This window comes from Legionella jordanis (assembly GCF_900637635.1).
GTDB lineage: Bacteria > Pseudomonadota > Gammaproteobacteria > Legionellales > Legionellaceae > Tatlockia > Tatlockia jordanis.
In genome coordinates this window covers 2,656,604-2,672,838 of record NZ_LR134383.1, presented here as the reverse complement: position 1 = coordinate 2,672,838, position 16,235 = coordinate 2,656,604, and the positions used below count along the sequence as shown (strand labels likewise).

Sequence of the window (16,235 nt, the reverse complement as noted above, 5' to 3'; positions counted from 1 at the left end):
GCTTATCGTACTCTGGTGTGGTCGAATGAGAGAATGTTGTTTCCTGTGTCTGATGATTCATCAAAGTCGAAATCGAAGTTTGCATCTTTGCAGGATTCAGTAAGGATATCTGTTGCTGATTTTTTCCGAGAACGTGCTTGATTGGCTTCATTCTGCTGCTCCTCTTGGGTTTTTAAGGTAAGTAATTCATCGTTCCAACATTTGCGTGAAAGCCAGGTAGCTGGGTATTTCCAGTTCGGCAGCCACTCGCCGATAAACTCCATTTCTTCACGGTTATTAATTTGGGCTTGTAGACCTGTTAGTATTTGGTCAACCATCTGTTCATCTGGTTGCAGATAACCAAACTCACGCCAGGCTTTAGTTCGGTCTTGTTTTAAAGGATAAAGAGACCAAAATTTTTCAAATTGCTGCTTTAAAAAAATAAAACGATCTTTGGAGTTATGAGGTGTGTCGGGTTTTGTGTTTTGCGCTGTGCTGGGTTTTTGATATTTTTTATCGTAACTTGATGATTTAATATTATTTTTATCGTTCTGGTTTGTGTCGGGTTGATGTGTCGGGTTTGTGACGGGTTTATTTTGAGCAGACAAATCCGAATTGGCTAATAAGCATTTTAAAATGAGTTGTTTGCCAATAGATTTGATCTCCACTAACCCAGCGCGTTCAAGCGCATAAATGATACGGCGTAATTGAGGACGGCTAGGACTACCTGAATGTTCAAAACCTTGATGGGGTTCAACGTAGAGAGCCTCCGCAAGCTGTTGATAGCTGATTTTACGTTTAACACCTACTAGGAAGGTATTACGATCCATATATGGACGAATCCCCAGCAAATAGGCTGATTGCTGAATGTAAGGCAATCCCATCAGTGCGGATAATTCATCGGTATTAACAAATAAAAATCCCATTTCGTTATTTCATCCTTAATAAGCACCGCTAAAAACAGCACTTGAACTATCAAATGATTTCAATTAGTATCAATCAATAACACGAAATGTGTTGTTGATAACCCATTGTAAATAGGCGCTTTTTAGAGTCAATGGGGTATTTCTGTTTGATAGCAAATGAACCTAAATGAACATGAAAAAAATTATTGGTAGTAGGATTACGCAGGCTAGAAAGGCGAATGGCTTGACGATTAAAGTTTTGGCTGAGAGGACGGGATTAGGGGCTGCTAGGATTGGAAATTGGGAGCAAGGTACTAGGAGCCCTGGTCCAGAGGAGGCAAAGATTTTGTCGAGAGAGTTGCAGGTTGCTGCTTCTTGGTTGCTTTGTTTAACGGATGACCCAAGAGGTGAGTTTATGAAAAACCAAATTATAGAGTTAAATCATGCAAAGCCAAATTAAAATAGATGAGATTTGTGATAAAAATATTAATTTTTTAATTGGTTCTGGAGCATCTTATGGGTTATTCCCAACTTTACAATTATCAATACATGATGAGCATTCTGGAAGACAACATACTATTGAAACTTTGGCTGAGTACTTTGAGAATGAAAGTAAGAATGGTTTAAAGACTCTACTTTTTATGTATTATTTTCAAAATTGCGTGAACCCTGTTATGCAATTTGATATCGATTCATTAGAGAATGAAACAAAAAATAAAGTGATCGATCAATACACAAATTTTTTGAGTACAATATTAGAGATTTTATATAAAAGACGTTCTCCTGAAAGAAGATGCAACATATTTACAACAAACTATGATGGATGTATCGTTTTTTCAGCAGATCAATTATTAAAAAAGGGGCTGTATGACTTTGCAATAAATGACGGAACAAGAGGCTTTAAAAAAAGATATTTACAAGTAAAAAATTTCAATTCATTTATATATCAATCGGGGATTTTTGAACAAAGTTATACTGATGTTCCTCAAATTAATTGTATTCATTTGCATGGTTCTGTTTATTGGCAAAAAGAAGGAGATAAAATTGCAGTTGATTATAAAAAAACAAATGATTTTAACGAAATAAAGGAAAAAATACTTTTATTAAACTCTTTCACTCAATTTACTGAGATTGTTAGCTCACCCAAAGCGAAATTAAGTAATTTCGATGAACTGGACTTATCTGAATTAACTGATGATTTAAAAACGGAGTTTTGGGAATTGTATAAGAAACTTCCCATTGTCAACCCTGAAAAATGGAAGTTTCATGAAACAGTTTTTGAAGAACATTATTATCAAATGCTCAGAGCACTAAGTTATGAATTAGAAAAACCTAACACTGTATTTATTTCTTTTGGATTTTCATTTGCTGATGAACATATTCTTAATTTGGTAAAGAGATCATTATCAAATCCAACGCTACAGTTATTTATTTGTTGTTTTAATGCGCTGGAGCTTGAAATAATGAAGGAGCGATTCAGTGGATTTAATAACGTTCAGCTTATTAGTTTAGATTCAAATATTAACTTTGAACTATTTAATAATAAGGTTTTACGCTTATACAATGATGAATCGGATGGAGAGAAATAATTATGGCCATCCAAGTCGGCGAAGTTATTGCGGTTCATGGAGTAAAAATAATTTTAAAAATTTTTGATGAGTCGAGTAAAGATACAATATTTTATGATGGAAATAAATTTAAAGGAGTGTCTATTCGTGAACATATAACTATTCAGCGAGGATTTAAAGATATCGTTTGCATCATTGAGGGCGAATACTTGGATGAATCTCGATACGAGAAAGATAGCAATAAGGTAATTTATATTCGCAAAGTTGAGGCGAAGCCACTTGGTTATTTTCATGAAGGAAGATTTGTAGAGGGTATAAAATTTTTACCCATGATAAAGGATCCTGTGTTTCTAATTTCTGAAACTCAGGTGGCAAAAATTTATCATGGTGATCGTTTAGTTAATTCCCTTGTGATAGGTAATCTCTTAAAGGAAAACATACCGCTCTCATTGCCATGGAGTAAATTGTTTAATACTCACATCGGTATTTTTGGGAATACTGGAAGCGGAAAATCTAATACATTAGCTAAGTTATACAAGACTCTATTTGACTTAAAAAAAGACTCTATTAAAGGAGTAAGTAAGTTTATTTTGCTTGACTTCAATGGTGAGTATACAGCGGATCAGCTCTTAGATAATCAAGACAAAAAGGTTTATCTTCTTTCCACTCGCGAAGAAAGCCCTAATAAATTTCCGATAGGCTTTGAAGAATTGTTGGATTCTGAAACTCTCGGATTGCTATTTAAAGCAACACCCAATACCCAACTTCCATTTATAAAACGAGTAGTTAAGGGGTGGAAAAAATACATAGCTAACCAAGAAAGTCTCAGTAATTATGTAAAGTATACATTTCAACAAATTTTTATGTGTAAATCTCAGAAAAAGGAAGCAATAGATTTAATGCGTCAAGTATTGAAAATAATTAGGAGAAATGAGCTAGATCAAAGAATAAGGCAAATATCTTGGCATAACAAAAATCTTCAATTTTTTGAAGCACCTGACACCTATTTTGATGGTACCGAGGAGCCGTATAATAAGGTTTTTAAAGCTTTAGTGGACGAAATTACTATAGATTCTCTGACATTTTTCGAAGAGCTTCTTGTTCGTTTTCATTTGCAATTAATAAATGATTTGAATGCAGGATATGTTCAGTTCGATCACATTCAACCCTTGCTAAAACGAATTGAATCATCTGTAGCAAATCTACAACGAGTTATTGAAATAAACGGTGAGTTTTCTGACGAAAAAATACTAACAATAGTTTCATTGCGTAAATGTAATCAAGAAATAAAAAAAATATTACCGCTTCTATTAGCAAAGCATCTGTATGAAAAACACAAACAGGAAATAACAACGCCACCAGATAAAACTCTCCATTTAATTATTGATGAAGCACACAATATTTTGTCACTACAGTCCATGAGGGAACAAGAAAGTTGGAAGGATTATCGTTTAGAACTATTTGAAGAAATTATTAAAGAGGGGCGTAAATTTGGCGTATTTTTGACTTTATCTAGCCAAAGACCAGCAGATATCTCGCCAACGATCATGTCCCAAATCCATAATTTTTTTATTCATCGGCTTGTCAACGATAAAGACCTATTTTTACTTGATAATACTATTAGTACACTGGATTCACTATCAAAAGGTATGATTCCCAACTTATCAAAGGGATGTTGTATTATAACAGGGACTTCTTTTGATTTACCTCTGGTACTTCAGGTTCATAAGTTAGAAAGACGTCATCAGCCAGATAGTGAAGATGTGGATTTAGATGCTATATGGTCATAGATAAATAGGTAGGCTTAGAATATATCTTCTCTAGTGGCCTAATTTGGTCTCTAGCAACCTTAGTTAAAACTTTATTTATCGGATTGAGTAAAATCTTCTCATAATTAATAACTCGATAACAGAACATGCTATCCCTGAAAAAGCGAAACGTCAAAAATATTCTATACTGATCAATATGATAAAGGATTATTGTAGGGGTCTACATGGAGTGTATTATTCAACCAAGCTTTATTCATCATCGTTCTAAAGCTCGCATTAAGGATTTAGGAGAGGTTTTTACTCCTGACGACAATGTTAATGCTATGCTTAAACTTCTGGAGCAAGACAATAATTTTTCTTGGTCTGATGAAGACATCGCATTCTTTGAGCCTTGCTGTGGACATGGAAATATTGTTGTAGCAATTTTTTTTAAACGGCTAGAAGCATTTTTTTGTAGGGCAGTTACTTACCAATCCCCCGAATATGCTGCTTACTATGCGATTGCAAACGCAATTAATACACTTTGGGCAATTGATATTGATAGAGACAACATAGCTGACTGCCGTACTCGGTTGCTCAAAACCTCTTTGCAATTCTTGGTTGAGAAGTTAAACATTAAAGATTATGCGCCCCTTATCAATAAGGATAGAGAATATATTGCCCATTTATTATGTACAATTAAATGGCAGATTCACGAAAATGAAATGTTGTCAGCAATGATAAATAATAAAAAATCCTCAAGGGTGAATGCTCAAAAAACCAAAATAAGCAATCAATGGATAGTTGAAAACGGTCATAACCCTATTAATTTCAAAAGAACTTGGGCTGAATACTTTAGAAAATACCAATACAAGAATTCCACCCCGATCCTTTTTAAACAGGCTTTAAATTTTATTAATGCAGAATATAGTTCTAAAAACGATATATTTGATTTTGCACGAAACGAACTGATAATAAAAATTAATCAAGGTAAAGAAATAAACTCTGGCGAGCTATGGAGCAGAATTTAACATTAAAAACCGCTCATGTAGTGGATATTTTGGGAAACGTGGTTGGAAGGGACCAGCAGATTATGACAATGGAACGATCTTGTAATCTGGTGACTCTTCTTGAGCCTTATCATTTTATTGAAAAGGAAGTTGTTTTTTTTGACCCATTTTGTAAAGCAGGAGAAATACTTTTGGCCTGCGCTTTTTTAAGTTGCTGGCATAAAAACAAGCTGTCAGATGGGTTGTTAAAGTTGGATGATGTTAAAAAAGAATTATATGACTCTGGTCGTTATTTTGGTTTATCTCCAGATGAAAGACACCATCGATTGAGTCTGAGGACTTTTTTAGGAAATACAAATTCGCATAGCGACAAATATAATCAAATTATCAGGAATGGGAATTATTTATCAGAAACTGATGGTCGATTGGATGAGTTAAAATTTAAAGAGGAGTTTTATAATATGCTTGATTATATAAATTCCGGTTCAAAACCTAAAAGAATTATTGCTGTAGGGAATCCTCCCTATCAAGAGTCTGATGGTGGTTTTGGTAAAAGTGCTAGGTCTATATACAATTATTTTGTCGAATCGTTAATTGACTCTAAAATGATCAGTGAATTTATTTTGGTAATTCCAGCGCGGTGGTTTGGTGGTGGTAAAGGTCTGGATGAATTTAGAGAACAAATGATCAATTCTGGGAAAATCAAGAACCTCAAATATTTTAAAAATTCTAGTGATATTTTTCCAACAGTAGATATTAATGGTGGTATTTGTTTTATTCATTATGCGAAAAATCACAATGGATTGACTACATTTAGTGATGATAAATATCAAATTAACTTAAATCTGAATGAGTTCGATATCATAGCGGACGACCCAAATGGTTATAATATAGTTAGGAAAATATTAAGACACTGGAATGGAAAATACATTGGCTCTATTGCTTGGTCAAGAAATCCATTTGGACTGGCTACAAATTATTTTAATAAATATAAAGAAAGTGGTGTTCGCAGTAAAAATTTTATTCCTTGTTTAACAAGAAATAAGATAACAAAATTTGTTGATAAGAGCTTTATCAAAAAGAATTTTAGTAAAATTAATGATTGGAAAGTTGGCATTCCTGCCGTAGCAGGAGGATCGAAAGGTAATCGAAGATCAACAATTCCACTTAACCAAATTTTTCTTATACCAAGTGGGACAATCTGTACAGAAACATATAGCATCATAGATACATTCACAAATAAAGAAGATGCTGAAAACTTAATTTCTTATTTGAAAACAGATTTTGCAAGATATTTATTAGGTCTTAGAAAAATAACCCAACATATTCCTAAAGATAGATGGAATTGGGTTCCATATGTAGATACTTCTAAAAAATGGACTGATGAAGAATTATTCTCGTATTTTCAATTAACGCCAGAAGAACAATTACACATAAAGAAAAAAGTTGCGGAGTGGTCATAATGGAAAGGCTAGAGTTATATGTTTATGCTACTCCGTCTGATCTAGCCAAGGGGCGTGTTAAGGTTGGGCATTCAAAGGTTGGTGGTTACAAATCCAGAATCAAACAGCAATTTGGTACAAGTAATGCTGAATACCCAGAGTTTATTTTGCTAGGTGAGCTTCCTCTAGGCAAAACAGATCATCATATTCATGCGCAACTAATAAAAAATGGCATTAAAAGGGTTGAAGACTCCCCTGGGAAAGAGTTCTTTTATGCAACATTTGATGATGTCAAAAGAGCATACCATCAAGTTATGCATGGTAGCCAACGCCTCCATAGTTATGAATTAAGAGAAGAACAAAAGCAAGCTATTGATAGGGCTGAAAAATGGTTTTTAAAAGATTACGACGATGAGGTAATTAGAGGATCAACTCATCCTGGTCGATTCTTGATTAATGCCAAAATGCGCTTCGGGAAATGCTTTACAAGTATACATTTAGCGAAATCATTAAATGCAAAACGCACTTTAGTTGTTACATATAAACCAGATGTCATTGGCGAGTGGCTTGATGCGGTGAATGAGCATGTGGATTTTGATGGATGGATTGGTATACGTGCAAAAAGTAAATCAAAAATATCAACAGAACCTAGTTTAGAGACTCACTCTGATTTTCATGACTACAATCACCCTATAGTTTTGTGTGTTTCACTCCAAGACTTGTGGATTGATGGAGATGGTAATACAAAAGAAAGATTACAAAATATCCCCAAAGTGAACTGGGATCTGATTATTTTTGATGAAGTGCATTACGGTAGTAGGACAGAGCGTGCTAGTCATATATTAAACCAAATCAAATTTACTTTTCGTTTAGATTTATCGGGAACCCCATTTAAACTAATTGAGCATGATGATTTTTGCGCACAGCAGGTGTTTACATATAGTTATCTTGATGAGCAGGAGAATAAACGAATAGAGAAAAACAATGATCCCAATAACCAAAAAGAAAAAATTTATCGATTAATGCCTGATCTTAATATTTCAGCTATTGAAATTACTGAAAAAGATATTGCTGATCAGCGAGATACTTTTGAAACGGATGATATTGATTTTTCATTGAATAAACTATTTGAAACAGATGAAGACGGTAATTTCGTCTTTGTTGATTCTGTCGATCATTTTATTGATGGTTTAACTAAGTCAGATCATAGCGCGCGTTCAATTAGTGTTTTTGGAAAATTAGGACAAAAATTAAATTGCCCCTCCAAACGCCATACGGTCTGGTGGTTGAAGAGGGTTGACTCCATTAAAGCGTTAATTAGGAAACTTAGTGTACACCCTTATTTTTCAAATTTTGTTTTAATCGATGCTTCTGGTTCAGATGCAGCTAAAAGTGAAAATGAACAAATTATTGCCAGAGAAAAATCAAAAGTTGAACATGCAATTAGAGATGTAAATATTAATCCAAGCAAATTAGGAACAATTACTTTGACTTGTGGACGGTTTTTGACTGGGGTAACTATCAAAGAATGGGATAGTATCCTCATTTTAAACGACACTCAGTCAGCAGAGTCCTATTTCCAGGCTATTTTTAGAGTGCAATCAAGATGGATTGATGAAAAAATAAATCAAATATTGAAGCCTACTGCTTGGGTATTTGATTTCGCTATCACTCGATGTTTGACAGTAACCTATGAGTGCGCTAGCAATATCTCAGATCAAATTGATCAACTAGCTAGCTTTGAAGGGACATCAAACACTAATATACCTACTCTTGATATTGTCACCCAAAAGTTATGTGACACATTGGATATAAAACGATTTTATGAAGGGGATTTAGTTAGCACTCCAACAATGGCTAAAGACATTTTTGAGGTTCTTAATCATGAAGGTTCTAAAATAGCTCTTGCTAGAAGAATTACTTCTAATTTACTGGTAAATTTTGCTCAATTGAAATTTATTGATGATAGGCTTAGAGAAATTTTGGGAAAAATCAAAGGATATCGAACTCAGAATGTTGCTGAAATTAGTACAGAAAAACTGATTCAAATTGGTGTGGATGCTGAACTTTTAACTGAAATTAAAGCAGACCCTAATCTTGATAACGAGGTAAAGGATTCTATCATTGAAGATTTTTATGAAAAAGAAAAAGATAAAGAGAGGAAAACTTATAAAGAATGGTATGCCACGCAAATAAAACGTTTAGCTATTTGTATGGCTGATTTCATTTATATGACCTATGAAAGAGAAATTAATATTGACGATGTGATTGAAACAAAATCTCTGATCTTTCCTCGAAAAACCGGACACCAATATTATGCAGCCATACCAAACTCACTAGGAGTTTGAAACCCTAAGGTTGAATGGATACGCTTGCGATTGTAAAACACTTCAATATAATCAAACAGAGTCAATTGAGCATCTTTTCTTGTTTTAAAAGGAGTCCCATAAATCGCCTCCACTTTCAAAGTATGATAAAAGCTTTCCATAACAGCGTTATCATAGCAGTTACCAGCACCACTCATGGAGCAAACAAATCCATGTTTCTTAAGAAGCGATTGGTAAGTATTACTGCAATACTGCGACCCTCTATCAGAATGATGAATAACACCTTTAGGAGGGCTATTACGATGAATGGCCATTATTAAAGCCTCCTCAATGAGTTCTGTAACTAGTCGTGTTCCCATACTCCAACCAACGATTTTTCGATTAAATAAGTCGATTACAGTAGCTAAATAAAGCCATCCTTCATTGGTGTGAATGTAGGTTATGTCAGCAGCCCAGGCGATGTTTGCAGCGATAGGATTAAACTGTCTTCCTAGCCGATTTTCGGCAACAGGCTTTGAATGACGACTATCCGTGGTTACTTTAAATCGCCTTGCCGCTTTAGGCTTAAGTCCTTCTTGCTGCATAAGTCGCTTTATCCGCGCTTTCCCATGATGTTTTCCCTGCTTATGCAGCGCCTTCTGTAAACGTGGAACACCATAGGTTTGGCGTGATGCCGCAAATTCATCACGTAAAGTTTGAGCCAAAAGCCTGTCTTCCTGCTGGCGAGGGCTATCAAAACCTTTTAGCCATGCATAATAAGCGCTACTTGAAACATTTAATACTTGACAAAGTTTTTTTACTCGATGGAACGCCGATTGTTCTTTTATTAACGCGTATTTCGCTGGCCTTCCTTGGCGAAAAACGCGGCCGCTTTTTTTAATATTTCTCGTTCCTCTTCAAGCTCTGCTATACACGCTTTTAATCGTCTTAACTCCAGGTCTTTCTCATCAAGTTGCGGTTGATTGGGGAACGCTTTTTCTTGATTGCTTCTATAATCTTTACGCCAATTATAAAGATTGTTTTCGGACACTCCGAGTTCCCTTGCTATTTGTCTTAAAGACTTATTGCTTTGCTCTAGCAATTCTATTGCTTTTATTTTGAACTCTTTTGTATAAACATTTCTTACCATTTTTGCTCCTTGTTGATGAGAGTATATCTCTTAAACAAGGTGTACGGCTATTCGAGGGAGGATCACTCCACAATTTTTTGAGATAATGACGGGAATATCAAAGGATGATTTTTCTGAGCTTTGTACTAAGGGATTTATAAAAAAATCACCATTAAATAGAATCGTAAGAGAATTTAGAGATCAGGAGACAACCTCATTAAATCCAGAGGAATTTATCTTGATGAATATATCTTCATTAAGAAGCCATCATTAAACTTCAGTGCTGTTCAATTTTGATTCACATATCTTTAATCTGAAATTTAGATTTTTCTCATGCCATCGCTTTAATTTTATGGCTATAAAGACAGCTCCGATTAATCCATAGACTAACAATGATGGGGATGATGGTAATCCAGTATTTTTCACTAACAAAAATGAAATCAGAGGTGCCAGGCCAGCTGATAAACTAGCGGCTGTGGAGTACAAAATTGACAAAACAGTACAGCGTAATTTAATAGGAAACATCTCCGATAATATCACTGGAACTGTCGCATAATAAGCCCCTGCAGGAATTGCAATTAATGCCTGACCTAATAAAAGATTAAAAATATCATGATGAGACAGTGCATAAAAAAATGGCTGAGAAAGGATTAAGAAGCCGATACTAGCAAAGATAACAATCCTTTCTCGATTAATTTTATCAGATAATTTTCCAACTAAAGGAAATACAGCTAATAAAACAATTAGTGAGAGTATGTTTGACAAGATAATTTCATGATCTTGAAAATGTCCATATAAATGAGCTTGCATAGGGCCATAAATGTAAATTTGGAAAGTTGTTGTTACTCCCAAGCAACTTAAAATAAATACATAGAGAGATTGGATTTTATTATTTTTGATATAGCTGATTGATTCAGACAACAGACTCTTAAATTTAGGCTTCGGCCTGTCCGCATAATACATGATGTACTCCATACTCTCAGGAATACATAACCGAATATATAATCCAATAGATGAACCTAATAGCGCAAGGACAAAAGGCACACGCCAGATTAGCCAATCATGTTCAGGATAGTGATTGGTAAAATATGTAACTAATAATGCTATGAATGATGCTACCAGCATTCCTGACATCGCACCAAACGAAGCCCAGCTACCCGAGTAGCCTTTTTTGGATACTTCTGCATTTTCAACAAGGTAAGCTGAGGAATTGAGATATTCTGCACCACAGGAAAAGCTCTGAATAACTCTTAACAATAATAAGGTAATAACAGAAATTGTGCCTATGATACTCTGAGGGGGGATAAATCCAATAAGAGTTGTTGATATACCCATAGTGAGAATTGAACCTGCAAGAATAATTTTTCTGCCATAAATATCGGAAAGTAAGCCCATCACCATAGCCCCAATAGGCCTAGCTAGATATCCACCGAAGAAAGTCAGAAAGACTAGAAACAAACCCTTTGAAGCATCACCAATTAGGTATTTGGCAATGTAGACTGAGAGTAGGCCGCAAATGGCCATATCAAAAGATTCTATTAAATTGCCTAATGTGCCAGCCAGTATGATTCGGGTTTGGTGCTTCATGCGATTATCCTTTATTTTGCATTGCCGATAAGGTGGTTAGTGAATCTTGATCTTCCACTCGGTCTAAAAATAAAAATCCATCCAGGTGATCAATTTCATGCTGAAGAATACGGGCTTCTAAGCCTGAAGCTTTTTTGGTAATTCTATTTCCATCTATGTCAAAGCCTGAATATTCAATTTCCATCGCTCTTGGAACTTCTCCCATTAACTCACCGCAATTAAGGCAACCTTCATAACCAGTTTGAATTTCTTGGGATAGGATTTTTAATGCAGGATTAATTAATGCAGTATCGGGGATGGGATATTCTGGTTTTCTCCGTTTTGTATAATCAGTACCAAATACAATAACCCGTTTGCTGATGCCAATTTGGGGAGCAGCAACGCCTACGGCGCCCTTATCAGCCATAATGCCGAACATGGTCTTAATCAGGTCTTTTAACCAGCTGCTACCAAATTCTGATTCTGCAATTGGCTCAGCGGTTTGTCTTAAAATAGGATCGTTTTTATCCAGGAGTGTGTTCATAGGTCACCTCATTGTTAATGATTAATGTCAGGTTGGGCTTAGTTGTCATACATGGTCGTTTGTCAGGGAAAGTTAAATACTCTTGAATTCGCCTTAACGTAAACTTGCCCAACGCTAATAGCTTTTCGCAATGAATGGAGCTTTTGTTCTGGATATAGGGATTTATCCGTTTTAATCCAAATGAAAAGATTGCTCTGTAAGAATCATATTCAGTAGGGATGGAAATACCTGTGATGAGTCCGGGTTTTATTTGTTTGTATTTCGTAATTGCTTCTATACAGCCTATATGAGCCAGTTCGCTCCATAATTTCGGCTGATCCTGGCTGATGAACTCTGGTTGATAACAGCCGTCTAATAGCCAGAGACTTTTCTCAATTAAATTTTGCTCTATAGCTGGGTTGGAGGACATGAAAAAGATCTGTCCTGCTTGATTGATGAGGGCAATGGAAGCATAGTCTGTTTCTACTTGCCCGAGTACGTCAGAGAACACTTTTCGCATGGTGATATAATGTTCAAAGAGAAAATCTTTTGCTTTAGGGTGAAGCCTTACTTCAACAGCTGTTACATCCATATCTACAAACTTCTTAAACGGCATGACTGTGCTTTTTTCTTTGTTCTTCGTAGGAAGAAATGGAACCAATGGCCAAGTCAATGATTTTTAGTAAATTATTTTCCGATGTGTCAATTGCACGTACTTCTTTGATCAATCCTAACACAAAATCGGCGTAATCGTCATTACTTCCATGAGAAACAGGGTATAAATGATGGCTTTGCTTCAAGATGTAATGAAGTAGTGTTTCATCGACTTCATTTTTCTTAGGAGCTGCATGTCCTTCCTCACCAAATAATAGCCAGCCTGGGTTTACATGAAGATGATGAGCTAATTGTTTAACTTTCTCATAATCAGGTAGAGCATCACCTCTTATATAGCGACGGCATATTTGTTCTGATGCACCTGTAAATTCTGCTAAGGCTTTAATACAGATCCCATTAGGTGAACGAGATGCAGTATGTCCTTTATCTTTGAGGGTATGGATCAAGCGATTTGCAAACGATTGATAGGGTCCCTTACTCATAAAATTATCCTTTTAATCGAACGTCGTAAAAAAATTATCATATAAAACGGTATCATTCAATATCATATCGTATCTTAATTTAAATTTCTTAAAAATACATATTGATAATTATTTTAATATCGTTTTAATATTAGTTTCGCCAAATGATACTTAATGTTAATTTTGTGCGATTTGGACTTTAGTACACATGTTTTACAGGAGTATATCGCATGTTTTACGATCAAAAGATCACCATCTATAAGGGTATTATTCAGTATCTACTGGATTCAACCAATTATTCTCTACAACGAATCGCTAATTTATCAAACTCTCCAATTGCTCATTTGCAATTAATCTACCAGCACAATCGTTTACCTAAAGAAAGTAAGGTTGAATTGAATTTGCTGAAGCTGTTTATCACAGTCATTGATATGGAACACAAGGGTGAATGGAAGGCTCGTTTACAACTTAAATAACAGAGGGATTTGGAGAATCAATGATGCAACCAGTTAATGATCTATTTACACAACAGATTCTGTTTATCAATGACGTAGAAGTCATTATCGGAAAGGACCGATTGACTTTACGCCGTTGGTGGAGTGAAGGGAAGTTTCCAAAGCCAGTAAAATTACATGGCAGAACTTTAGCCTGGCATAAAGACGTGATTGATAACTGGATTAATCAATATGTCAGATAAATCCATTTTCATTGTCTGAAGTGGTCAATGACTGCTTTAGACAATGATTAATTTCTAAAGGTTTATAAGTAATACTTATCATCCCCTTTTTCTAAAACCACTTTAAAACCGCAAGTGTGAGAGATGTTGAGGAAGTTACTAAGCTTTACATCTTCTTGCTCACCGGAGCGAATTTTTTGAATTACAGTTGGAGAAAGCCCTGCTTTTTCGGCCAGTTTTCTCACGGTCATTTTGCCATTCTTCATGAGTGCTTTGATGATTTCAGATAATAGAAACTCATCATATTCTTTTTCAAATTGTTCACGAAAAAGAGGATCCTGCATTTCTCGTTCAAAAGTAGATAAATGTTTCTTAGTCATAATAATCACCTGTTTTTACTCTACTGGTATATTGATCCATAACCTTTAAGGCTTTTTCCTTTTCGGTTAAAGGTAACTTATCCTGCTTCTTCCTAAAGGCATTAGTTAAAATTATTTTTCTGTCTTCAAAAAAGAAACATAAAAATCTATCTGGCTTAGGTTTGAAGGCATAAATTTTATCTCCTTCATGTCTAAACTTGGTTTTATCGTGAATGATACCGGCATCGCCCATTCTCTTTAAGAGCTTCAACAACTGAATGCGTTCGTCTTTATTCAAAGAATAATAATATTCTTGAGATTGGCTATGCTTCTTTTCGTCAAAGTACCATTCAATCGTAAACTTTTCGCCTTGATAGGCAATATATTCAATATCTCTATTCATTATAATTGTACCACTATAGTTGCACAAATTCAAATTTGTTTATTGTTAGTTCTTCTATCAGGCTACTCCATTTCTCTAAAGCCTCTTTGCGCTGGTACAGCATTTCGTCTTTGTTATAAGTCGCCATGATCTTAGGCATTTTATGTCCAAGACATTTTTCTATAACTACTGGGTCGATTCGCAATGTTTCTCCAAGCTGAGTGGCAAAAGTGCGTCTGAGATCATGGGCAGTCCATTGTGGGATACCTACTCGTTTTTGTATGCGTTGAATCGCTTTAGATATGGATTTATCGCCTAGTGGGGAATCATCATCGACCCCAGCTAAAACAAAATTAGATAAAGTAATTTCTTTTATTTCCAACAGAAGTTTTTTAGTAAGATCGCTGAGATGAATCTTCATACTAAGTCCAATTTTATTGTTCTCGGGAGGAATAATCCAAAGCGATTTCTCGAAATTAAATTCAGACCATTTTGCTAGTCTTAGCTCACCAGTCCTTGCACCAGTTAATAATATGATTTTAATGGCGTTTTTAATCTGAATTGACATAGAGTGATTATCACTATCCAAAAATAGCCATATTTTTTTTATTTCATCAAGATCGAGATTGCGATCACGAGGTTTTTCTACTCCACCTATGTCCCTTGCTCGAATATTTATGGCTGGATTAATTGTAATTTCTCCTCGACTTACCGCGTAATTAAATGCTTGTTTCAAAGTACTAAGCACTTTATTGGCGTGAACAGGGGAGCCTCTTTGAACTATATTATCCAAGGCCTTTGCTATGTCTCGAGGCTGTATTTTTTCAATTTCTAATGTTCCTAATAGAGGGATAATGTCAGCATCAATTTGTTGTTTAATCTGTTGGGGTTGCTTACGGTGTTTAACAATATAATTGTTGTACCAATCAGAAATTAACGTTTTCACATTATTATTTTTTTGGAGCAATTTTTTTTGGATAATGTCTTCTGGGTCTTGGTCAGACTGCCTTATCTCCCATAAATCATTAAAGGCTTTTCTAGCTTCAGCAACACCCATTACTGGGAAATTACCAATAGTGAGCCATTTCTCTTTACCGCCAAATTTATAACGGTAGAACCAGGTTTTTGTACCTTTTGGAGAAACTCTTAAACAAAAGCCATTACCCTCAGTAATATGGTAACGATTTTTTTCGGCACTTAAATTAGCAATTTTGTTATGGGTAAACTTTTCCATAATTATATCCTTGTATGACTCCAGTTTCTGGCTACACCTTTGGCTACACTTTTTTGTTTACTTGTATGAAATCAATTTATATCATTTGAAATATGAAAAGGCAACAAATCCTTTATTTTAAAGGCTTGTTTGGTTATAATTGAATTTATTTGAAATTGAATGGAATTGGTTTTAACTAGCATGGGGTGCTAGTGGTCGAAGGTTCAAATCCTTCCGTCCCGACCAATTTAACCCTTCTAACTAGAAAGTTTCAATTCACATATCCAATCCATTTTTTACATGTTTCTGGCGTACACTTAATAGAAAGTGCTTATCATTTTGGACGTGCTCTC

General features: G+C 35.1%; 18 protein-coding genes. 8 read left to right on the top strand and 10 right to left on the bottom strand.

The genetic code is table 11. The features are described from left to right. Window positions 1–2: 2 nt before the first annotated feature. Complete coding sequence (locus EL203_RS12090) at window positions 3–905, bottom strand: hypothetical protein (protein WP_058470719.1); 903 nt, start codon at window positions 903–905, stop codon at window positions 3–5. Between the two features lie 166 nt (window positions 906–1,071). On the opposite strand from EL203_RS12090, the gene EL203_RS12085 reads away from it, so the two are divergent. The 6 genes from EL203_RS12085 to EL203_RS12060 all read left to right on the top strand — a co-directional run bounded on the left by EL203_RS12085 (window position 1,072) and on the right by EL203_RS12060 (window position 9,000). Beyond that, window positions 1,072–1,344 carry a helix-turn-helix domain-containing protein gene (locus EL203_RS12085; RefSeq protein ID WP_058470718.1) on the top strand — a complete coding sequence of 91 codons (273 nt, stop codon included), beginning with the start codon at window positions 1,072–1,074 and terminating at the stop codon, window positions 1,342–1,344. Further along, window positions 1,328–2,473, top strand: a complete 1,146-nt coding sequence (locus EL203_RS12080) for an SIR2 family protein (RefSeq protein ID WP_058470717.1) — start codon at window positions 1,328–1,330, stop codon at window positions 2,471–2,473. Before EL203_RS12085 ends, EL203_RS12080 begins: the two co-directional genes overlap by 17 nt. Before the next feature lie 2 nt (window positions 2,474–2,475). After that, entirely contained in the window at window positions 2,476–4,242 is a 1,767-nt protein-coding gene (locus tag EL203_RS12075) for an ATP-binding protein (protein ID WP_058470716.1), read from the top strand. 203 nt (window positions 4,243–4,445) lie between these two features. Further along, window positions 4,446–5,231 (top strand): hypothetical protein, encoded by a 786-nt coding sequence (locus EL203_RS12070; protein WP_058470715.1) that lies wholly within the window; start codon window positions 4,446–4,448, stop codon window positions 5,229–5,231. After that, window positions 5,216–6,673, top strand: coding sequence for an Eco57I restriction-modification methylase domain-containing protein (locus EL203_RS12065; RefSeq protein ID WP_058470714.1), 1,458 nt, complete (start codon window positions 5,216–5,218; stop codon window positions 6,671–6,673). The genes EL203_RS12070 and EL203_RS12065 overlap by 16 nt, the downstream gene beginning before the upstream one ends. Continuing rightward, window positions 6,673–9,000, top strand: a complete 2,328-nt coding sequence (locus EL203_RS12060) for a DEAD/DEAH box helicase family protein (RefSeq protein WP_058470713.1) — start codon at window positions 6,673–6,675, stop codon at window positions 8,998–9,000. The genes EL203_RS12065 and EL203_RS12060 overlap by 1 nt, the downstream gene beginning before the upstream one ends. Here EL203_RS12060 and EL203_RS12055 read toward each other — a convergent pair. The 6 genes from EL203_RS12055 to EL203_RS12030 all read right to left on the bottom strand — a co-directional run bounded on the left by EL203_RS12055 (window position 8,967) and on the right by EL203_RS12030 (window position 13,273). After that, the gene (locus EL203_RS12055; RefSeq protein WP_058470712.1) at window positions 8,967–9,806 is read right to left on the bottom strand and encodes an IS3 family transposase; all 840 of its coding nucleotides are present in this window, start codon (window positions 9,804–9,806) and stop codon (window positions 8,967–8,969) included. The two genes, EL203_RS12060 and EL203_RS12055, sit on opposite strands and share 34 nt — an antisense overlap. Then, the gene (locus EL203_RS12050) at window positions 9,806–10,108 is read right to left on the bottom strand and encodes a transposase (protein ID WP_058470711.1); all 303 of its coding nucleotides are present in this window, start codon (window positions 10,106–10,108) and stop codon (window positions 9,806–9,808) included. Before EL203_RS12050 ends, EL203_RS12055 begins: the two co-directional genes overlap by 1 nt. 249 nt (window positions 10,109–10,357) lie before the next feature. Beyond that, complete coding sequence (locus EL203_RS12045) at window positions 10,358–11,674, bottom strand: MFS transporter (protein ID WP_058470710.1); 1,317 nt, start codon at window positions 11,672–11,674, stop codon at window positions 10,358–10,360. Between the two features lie 4 nt (window positions 11,675–11,678). Next, complete coding sequence (gene def, locus EL203_RS12040; RefSeq protein ID WP_058470709.1) at window positions 11,679–12,197, bottom strand: peptide deformylase; 519 nt, start codon at window positions 12,195–12,197, stop codon at window positions 11,679–11,681. After that, window positions 12,178–12,792 carry a flagellar biosynthesis protein FlgJ gene (locus tag EL203_RS12035; RefSeq protein ID WP_183145716.1) on the bottom strand — a complete coding sequence of 205 codons (615 nt, stop codon included), beginning with the start codon at window positions 12,790–12,792 and terminating at the stop codon, window positions 12,178–12,180. The genes def and EL203_RS12035 overlap by 20 nt, the downstream gene beginning before the upstream one ends. After that, a complete protein-coding gene (locus tag EL203_RS12030; RefSeq protein ID WP_010652885.1) occupies window positions 12,782–13,273 on the bottom strand; it encodes a helix-turn-helix domain-containing protein in 492 nt (163 codons plus the stop codon). The genes EL203_RS12035 and EL203_RS12030 overlap by 11 nt, the downstream gene beginning before the upstream one ends. Window positions 13,274–13,482: 209 nt before the next feature. Here EL203_RS12030 and EL203_RS12025 point away from each other — a divergent pair, with 209 nt between their 5' ends. After that, the gene (locus EL203_RS12025; protein ID WP_010652886.1) at window positions 13,483–13,728 is read left to right on the top strand and encodes a hypothetical protein; all 246 of its coding nucleotides are present in this window, start codon (window positions 13,483–13,485) and stop codon (window positions 13,726–13,728) included. 23 nt (window positions 13,729–13,751) lie between these two features. After that, complete coding sequence (locus EL203_RS12020) at window positions 13,752–13,949, top strand: helix-turn-helix transcriptional regulator (RefSeq protein WP_010652887.1); 198 nt, start codon at window positions 13,752–13,754, stop codon at window positions 13,947–13,949. A 62-nt stretch (window positions 13,950–14,011) separates the two neighbouring features. Here EL203_RS12020 and EL203_RS12015 read toward each other — a convergent pair whose 3' ends face one another. The 3 genes from EL203_RS12015 to EL203_RS12005 are packed head-to-tail and all read right to left on the bottom strand — an operon-like array spanning window position 14,012 to window position 15,903. Beyond that, complete coding sequence (locus tag EL203_RS12015) at window positions 14,012–14,308, bottom strand: AsnC family protein (protein WP_058470708.1); 297 nt, start codon at window positions 14,306–14,308, stop codon at window positions 14,012–14,014. After that, window positions 14,301–14,690, bottom strand: a complete 390-nt coding sequence (locus tag EL203_RS12010) for a type II toxin-antitoxin system RelE/ParE family toxin (RefSeq protein ID WP_010652889.1) — start codon at window positions 14,688–14,690, stop codon at window positions 14,301–14,303. The genes EL203_RS12015 and EL203_RS12010 overlap by 8 nt, the downstream gene beginning before the upstream one ends. A gap of 13 nt (window positions 14,691–14,703) precedes the next feature. Then, a complete protein-coding gene (locus EL203_RS12005) occupies window positions 14,704–15,903 on the bottom strand; it encodes a tyrosine-type recombinase/integrase (RefSeq protein ID WP_058470707.1) in 1,200 nt (399 codons plus the stop codon). Window positions 15,904–16,235 lie beyond the last annotated feature (332 nt).

Coding starts and splice junctions, on each gene's coding strand:
- EL203_RS12090 (WP_058470719.1), bottom strand. CDS start 905: ATGGGATTTTTATTTGTTAATACCGATGAATTATCCGCACTGATGGGA.
- EL203_RS12085 (WP_058470718.1), top strand. CDS start 1,072: ATGAACATGAAAAAAATTATTGGTAGTAGGATTACGCAGGCTAGAAAG.
- EL203_RS12080 (WP_058470717.1), top strand. CDS start 1,328: ATGCAAAGCCAAATTAAAATAGATGAGATTTGTGATAAAAATATTAAT.
- EL203_RS12075 (WP_058470716.1), top strand. CDS start 2,476: ATGGCCATCCAAGTCGGCGAAGTTATTGCGGTTCATGGAGTAAAAATA.
- EL203_RS12070 (WP_058470715.1), top strand. CDS start 4,446: ATGGAGTGTATTATTCAACCAAGCTTTATTCATCATCGTTCTAAAGCT.
- EL203_RS12065 (WP_058470714.1), top strand. CDS start 5,216: ATGGAGCAGAATTTAACATTAAAAACCGCTCATGTAGTGGATATTTTG.
- EL203_RS12060 (WP_058470713.1), top strand. CDS start 6,673: ATGGAAAGGCTAGAGTTATATGTTTATGCTACTCCGTCTGATCTAGCC.
- EL203_RS12050 (WP_058470711.1), bottom strand. CDS start 10,108: ATGGTAAGAAATGTTTATACAAAAGAGTTCAAAATAAAAGCAATAGAA.
- EL203_RS12045 (WP_058470710.1), bottom strand. CDS start 11,674: ATGAAGCACCAAACCCGAATCATACTGGCTGGCACATTAGGCAATTTA.
- def (WP_058470709.1), bottom strand. CDS start 12,197: ATGAACACACTCCTGGATAAAAACGATCCTATTTTAAGACAAACCGCT.
- EL203_RS12035 (WP_183145716.1), bottom strand. CDS start 12,792: ATGCCGTTTAAGAAGTTTGTAGATATGGATGTAACAGCTGTTGAAGTA.
- EL203_RS12030 (WP_010652885.1), bottom strand. CDS start 13,273: ATGAGTAAGGGACCCTATCAATCGTTTGCAAATCGCTTGATCCATACC.
- EL203_RS12025 (WP_010652886.1), top strand. CDS start 13,483: ATGTTTTACGATCAAAAGATCACCATCTATAAGGGTATTATTCAGTAT.
- EL203_RS12020 (WP_010652887.1), top strand. CDS start 13,752: ATGCAACCAGTTAATGATCTATTTACACAACAGATTCTGTTTATCAAT.
- EL203_RS12015 (WP_058470708.1), bottom strand. CDS start 14,308: ATGACTAAGAAACATTTATCTACTTTTGAACGAGAAATGCAGGATCCT.
- EL203_RS12010 (WP_010652889.1), bottom strand. CDS start 14,690: ATGAATAGAGATATTGAATATATTGCCTATCAAGGCGAAAAGTTTACG.
- EL203_RS12005 (WP_058470707.1), bottom strand. CDS start 15,903: ATGGAAAAGTTTACCCATAACAAAATTGCTAATTTAAGTGCCGAAAAA.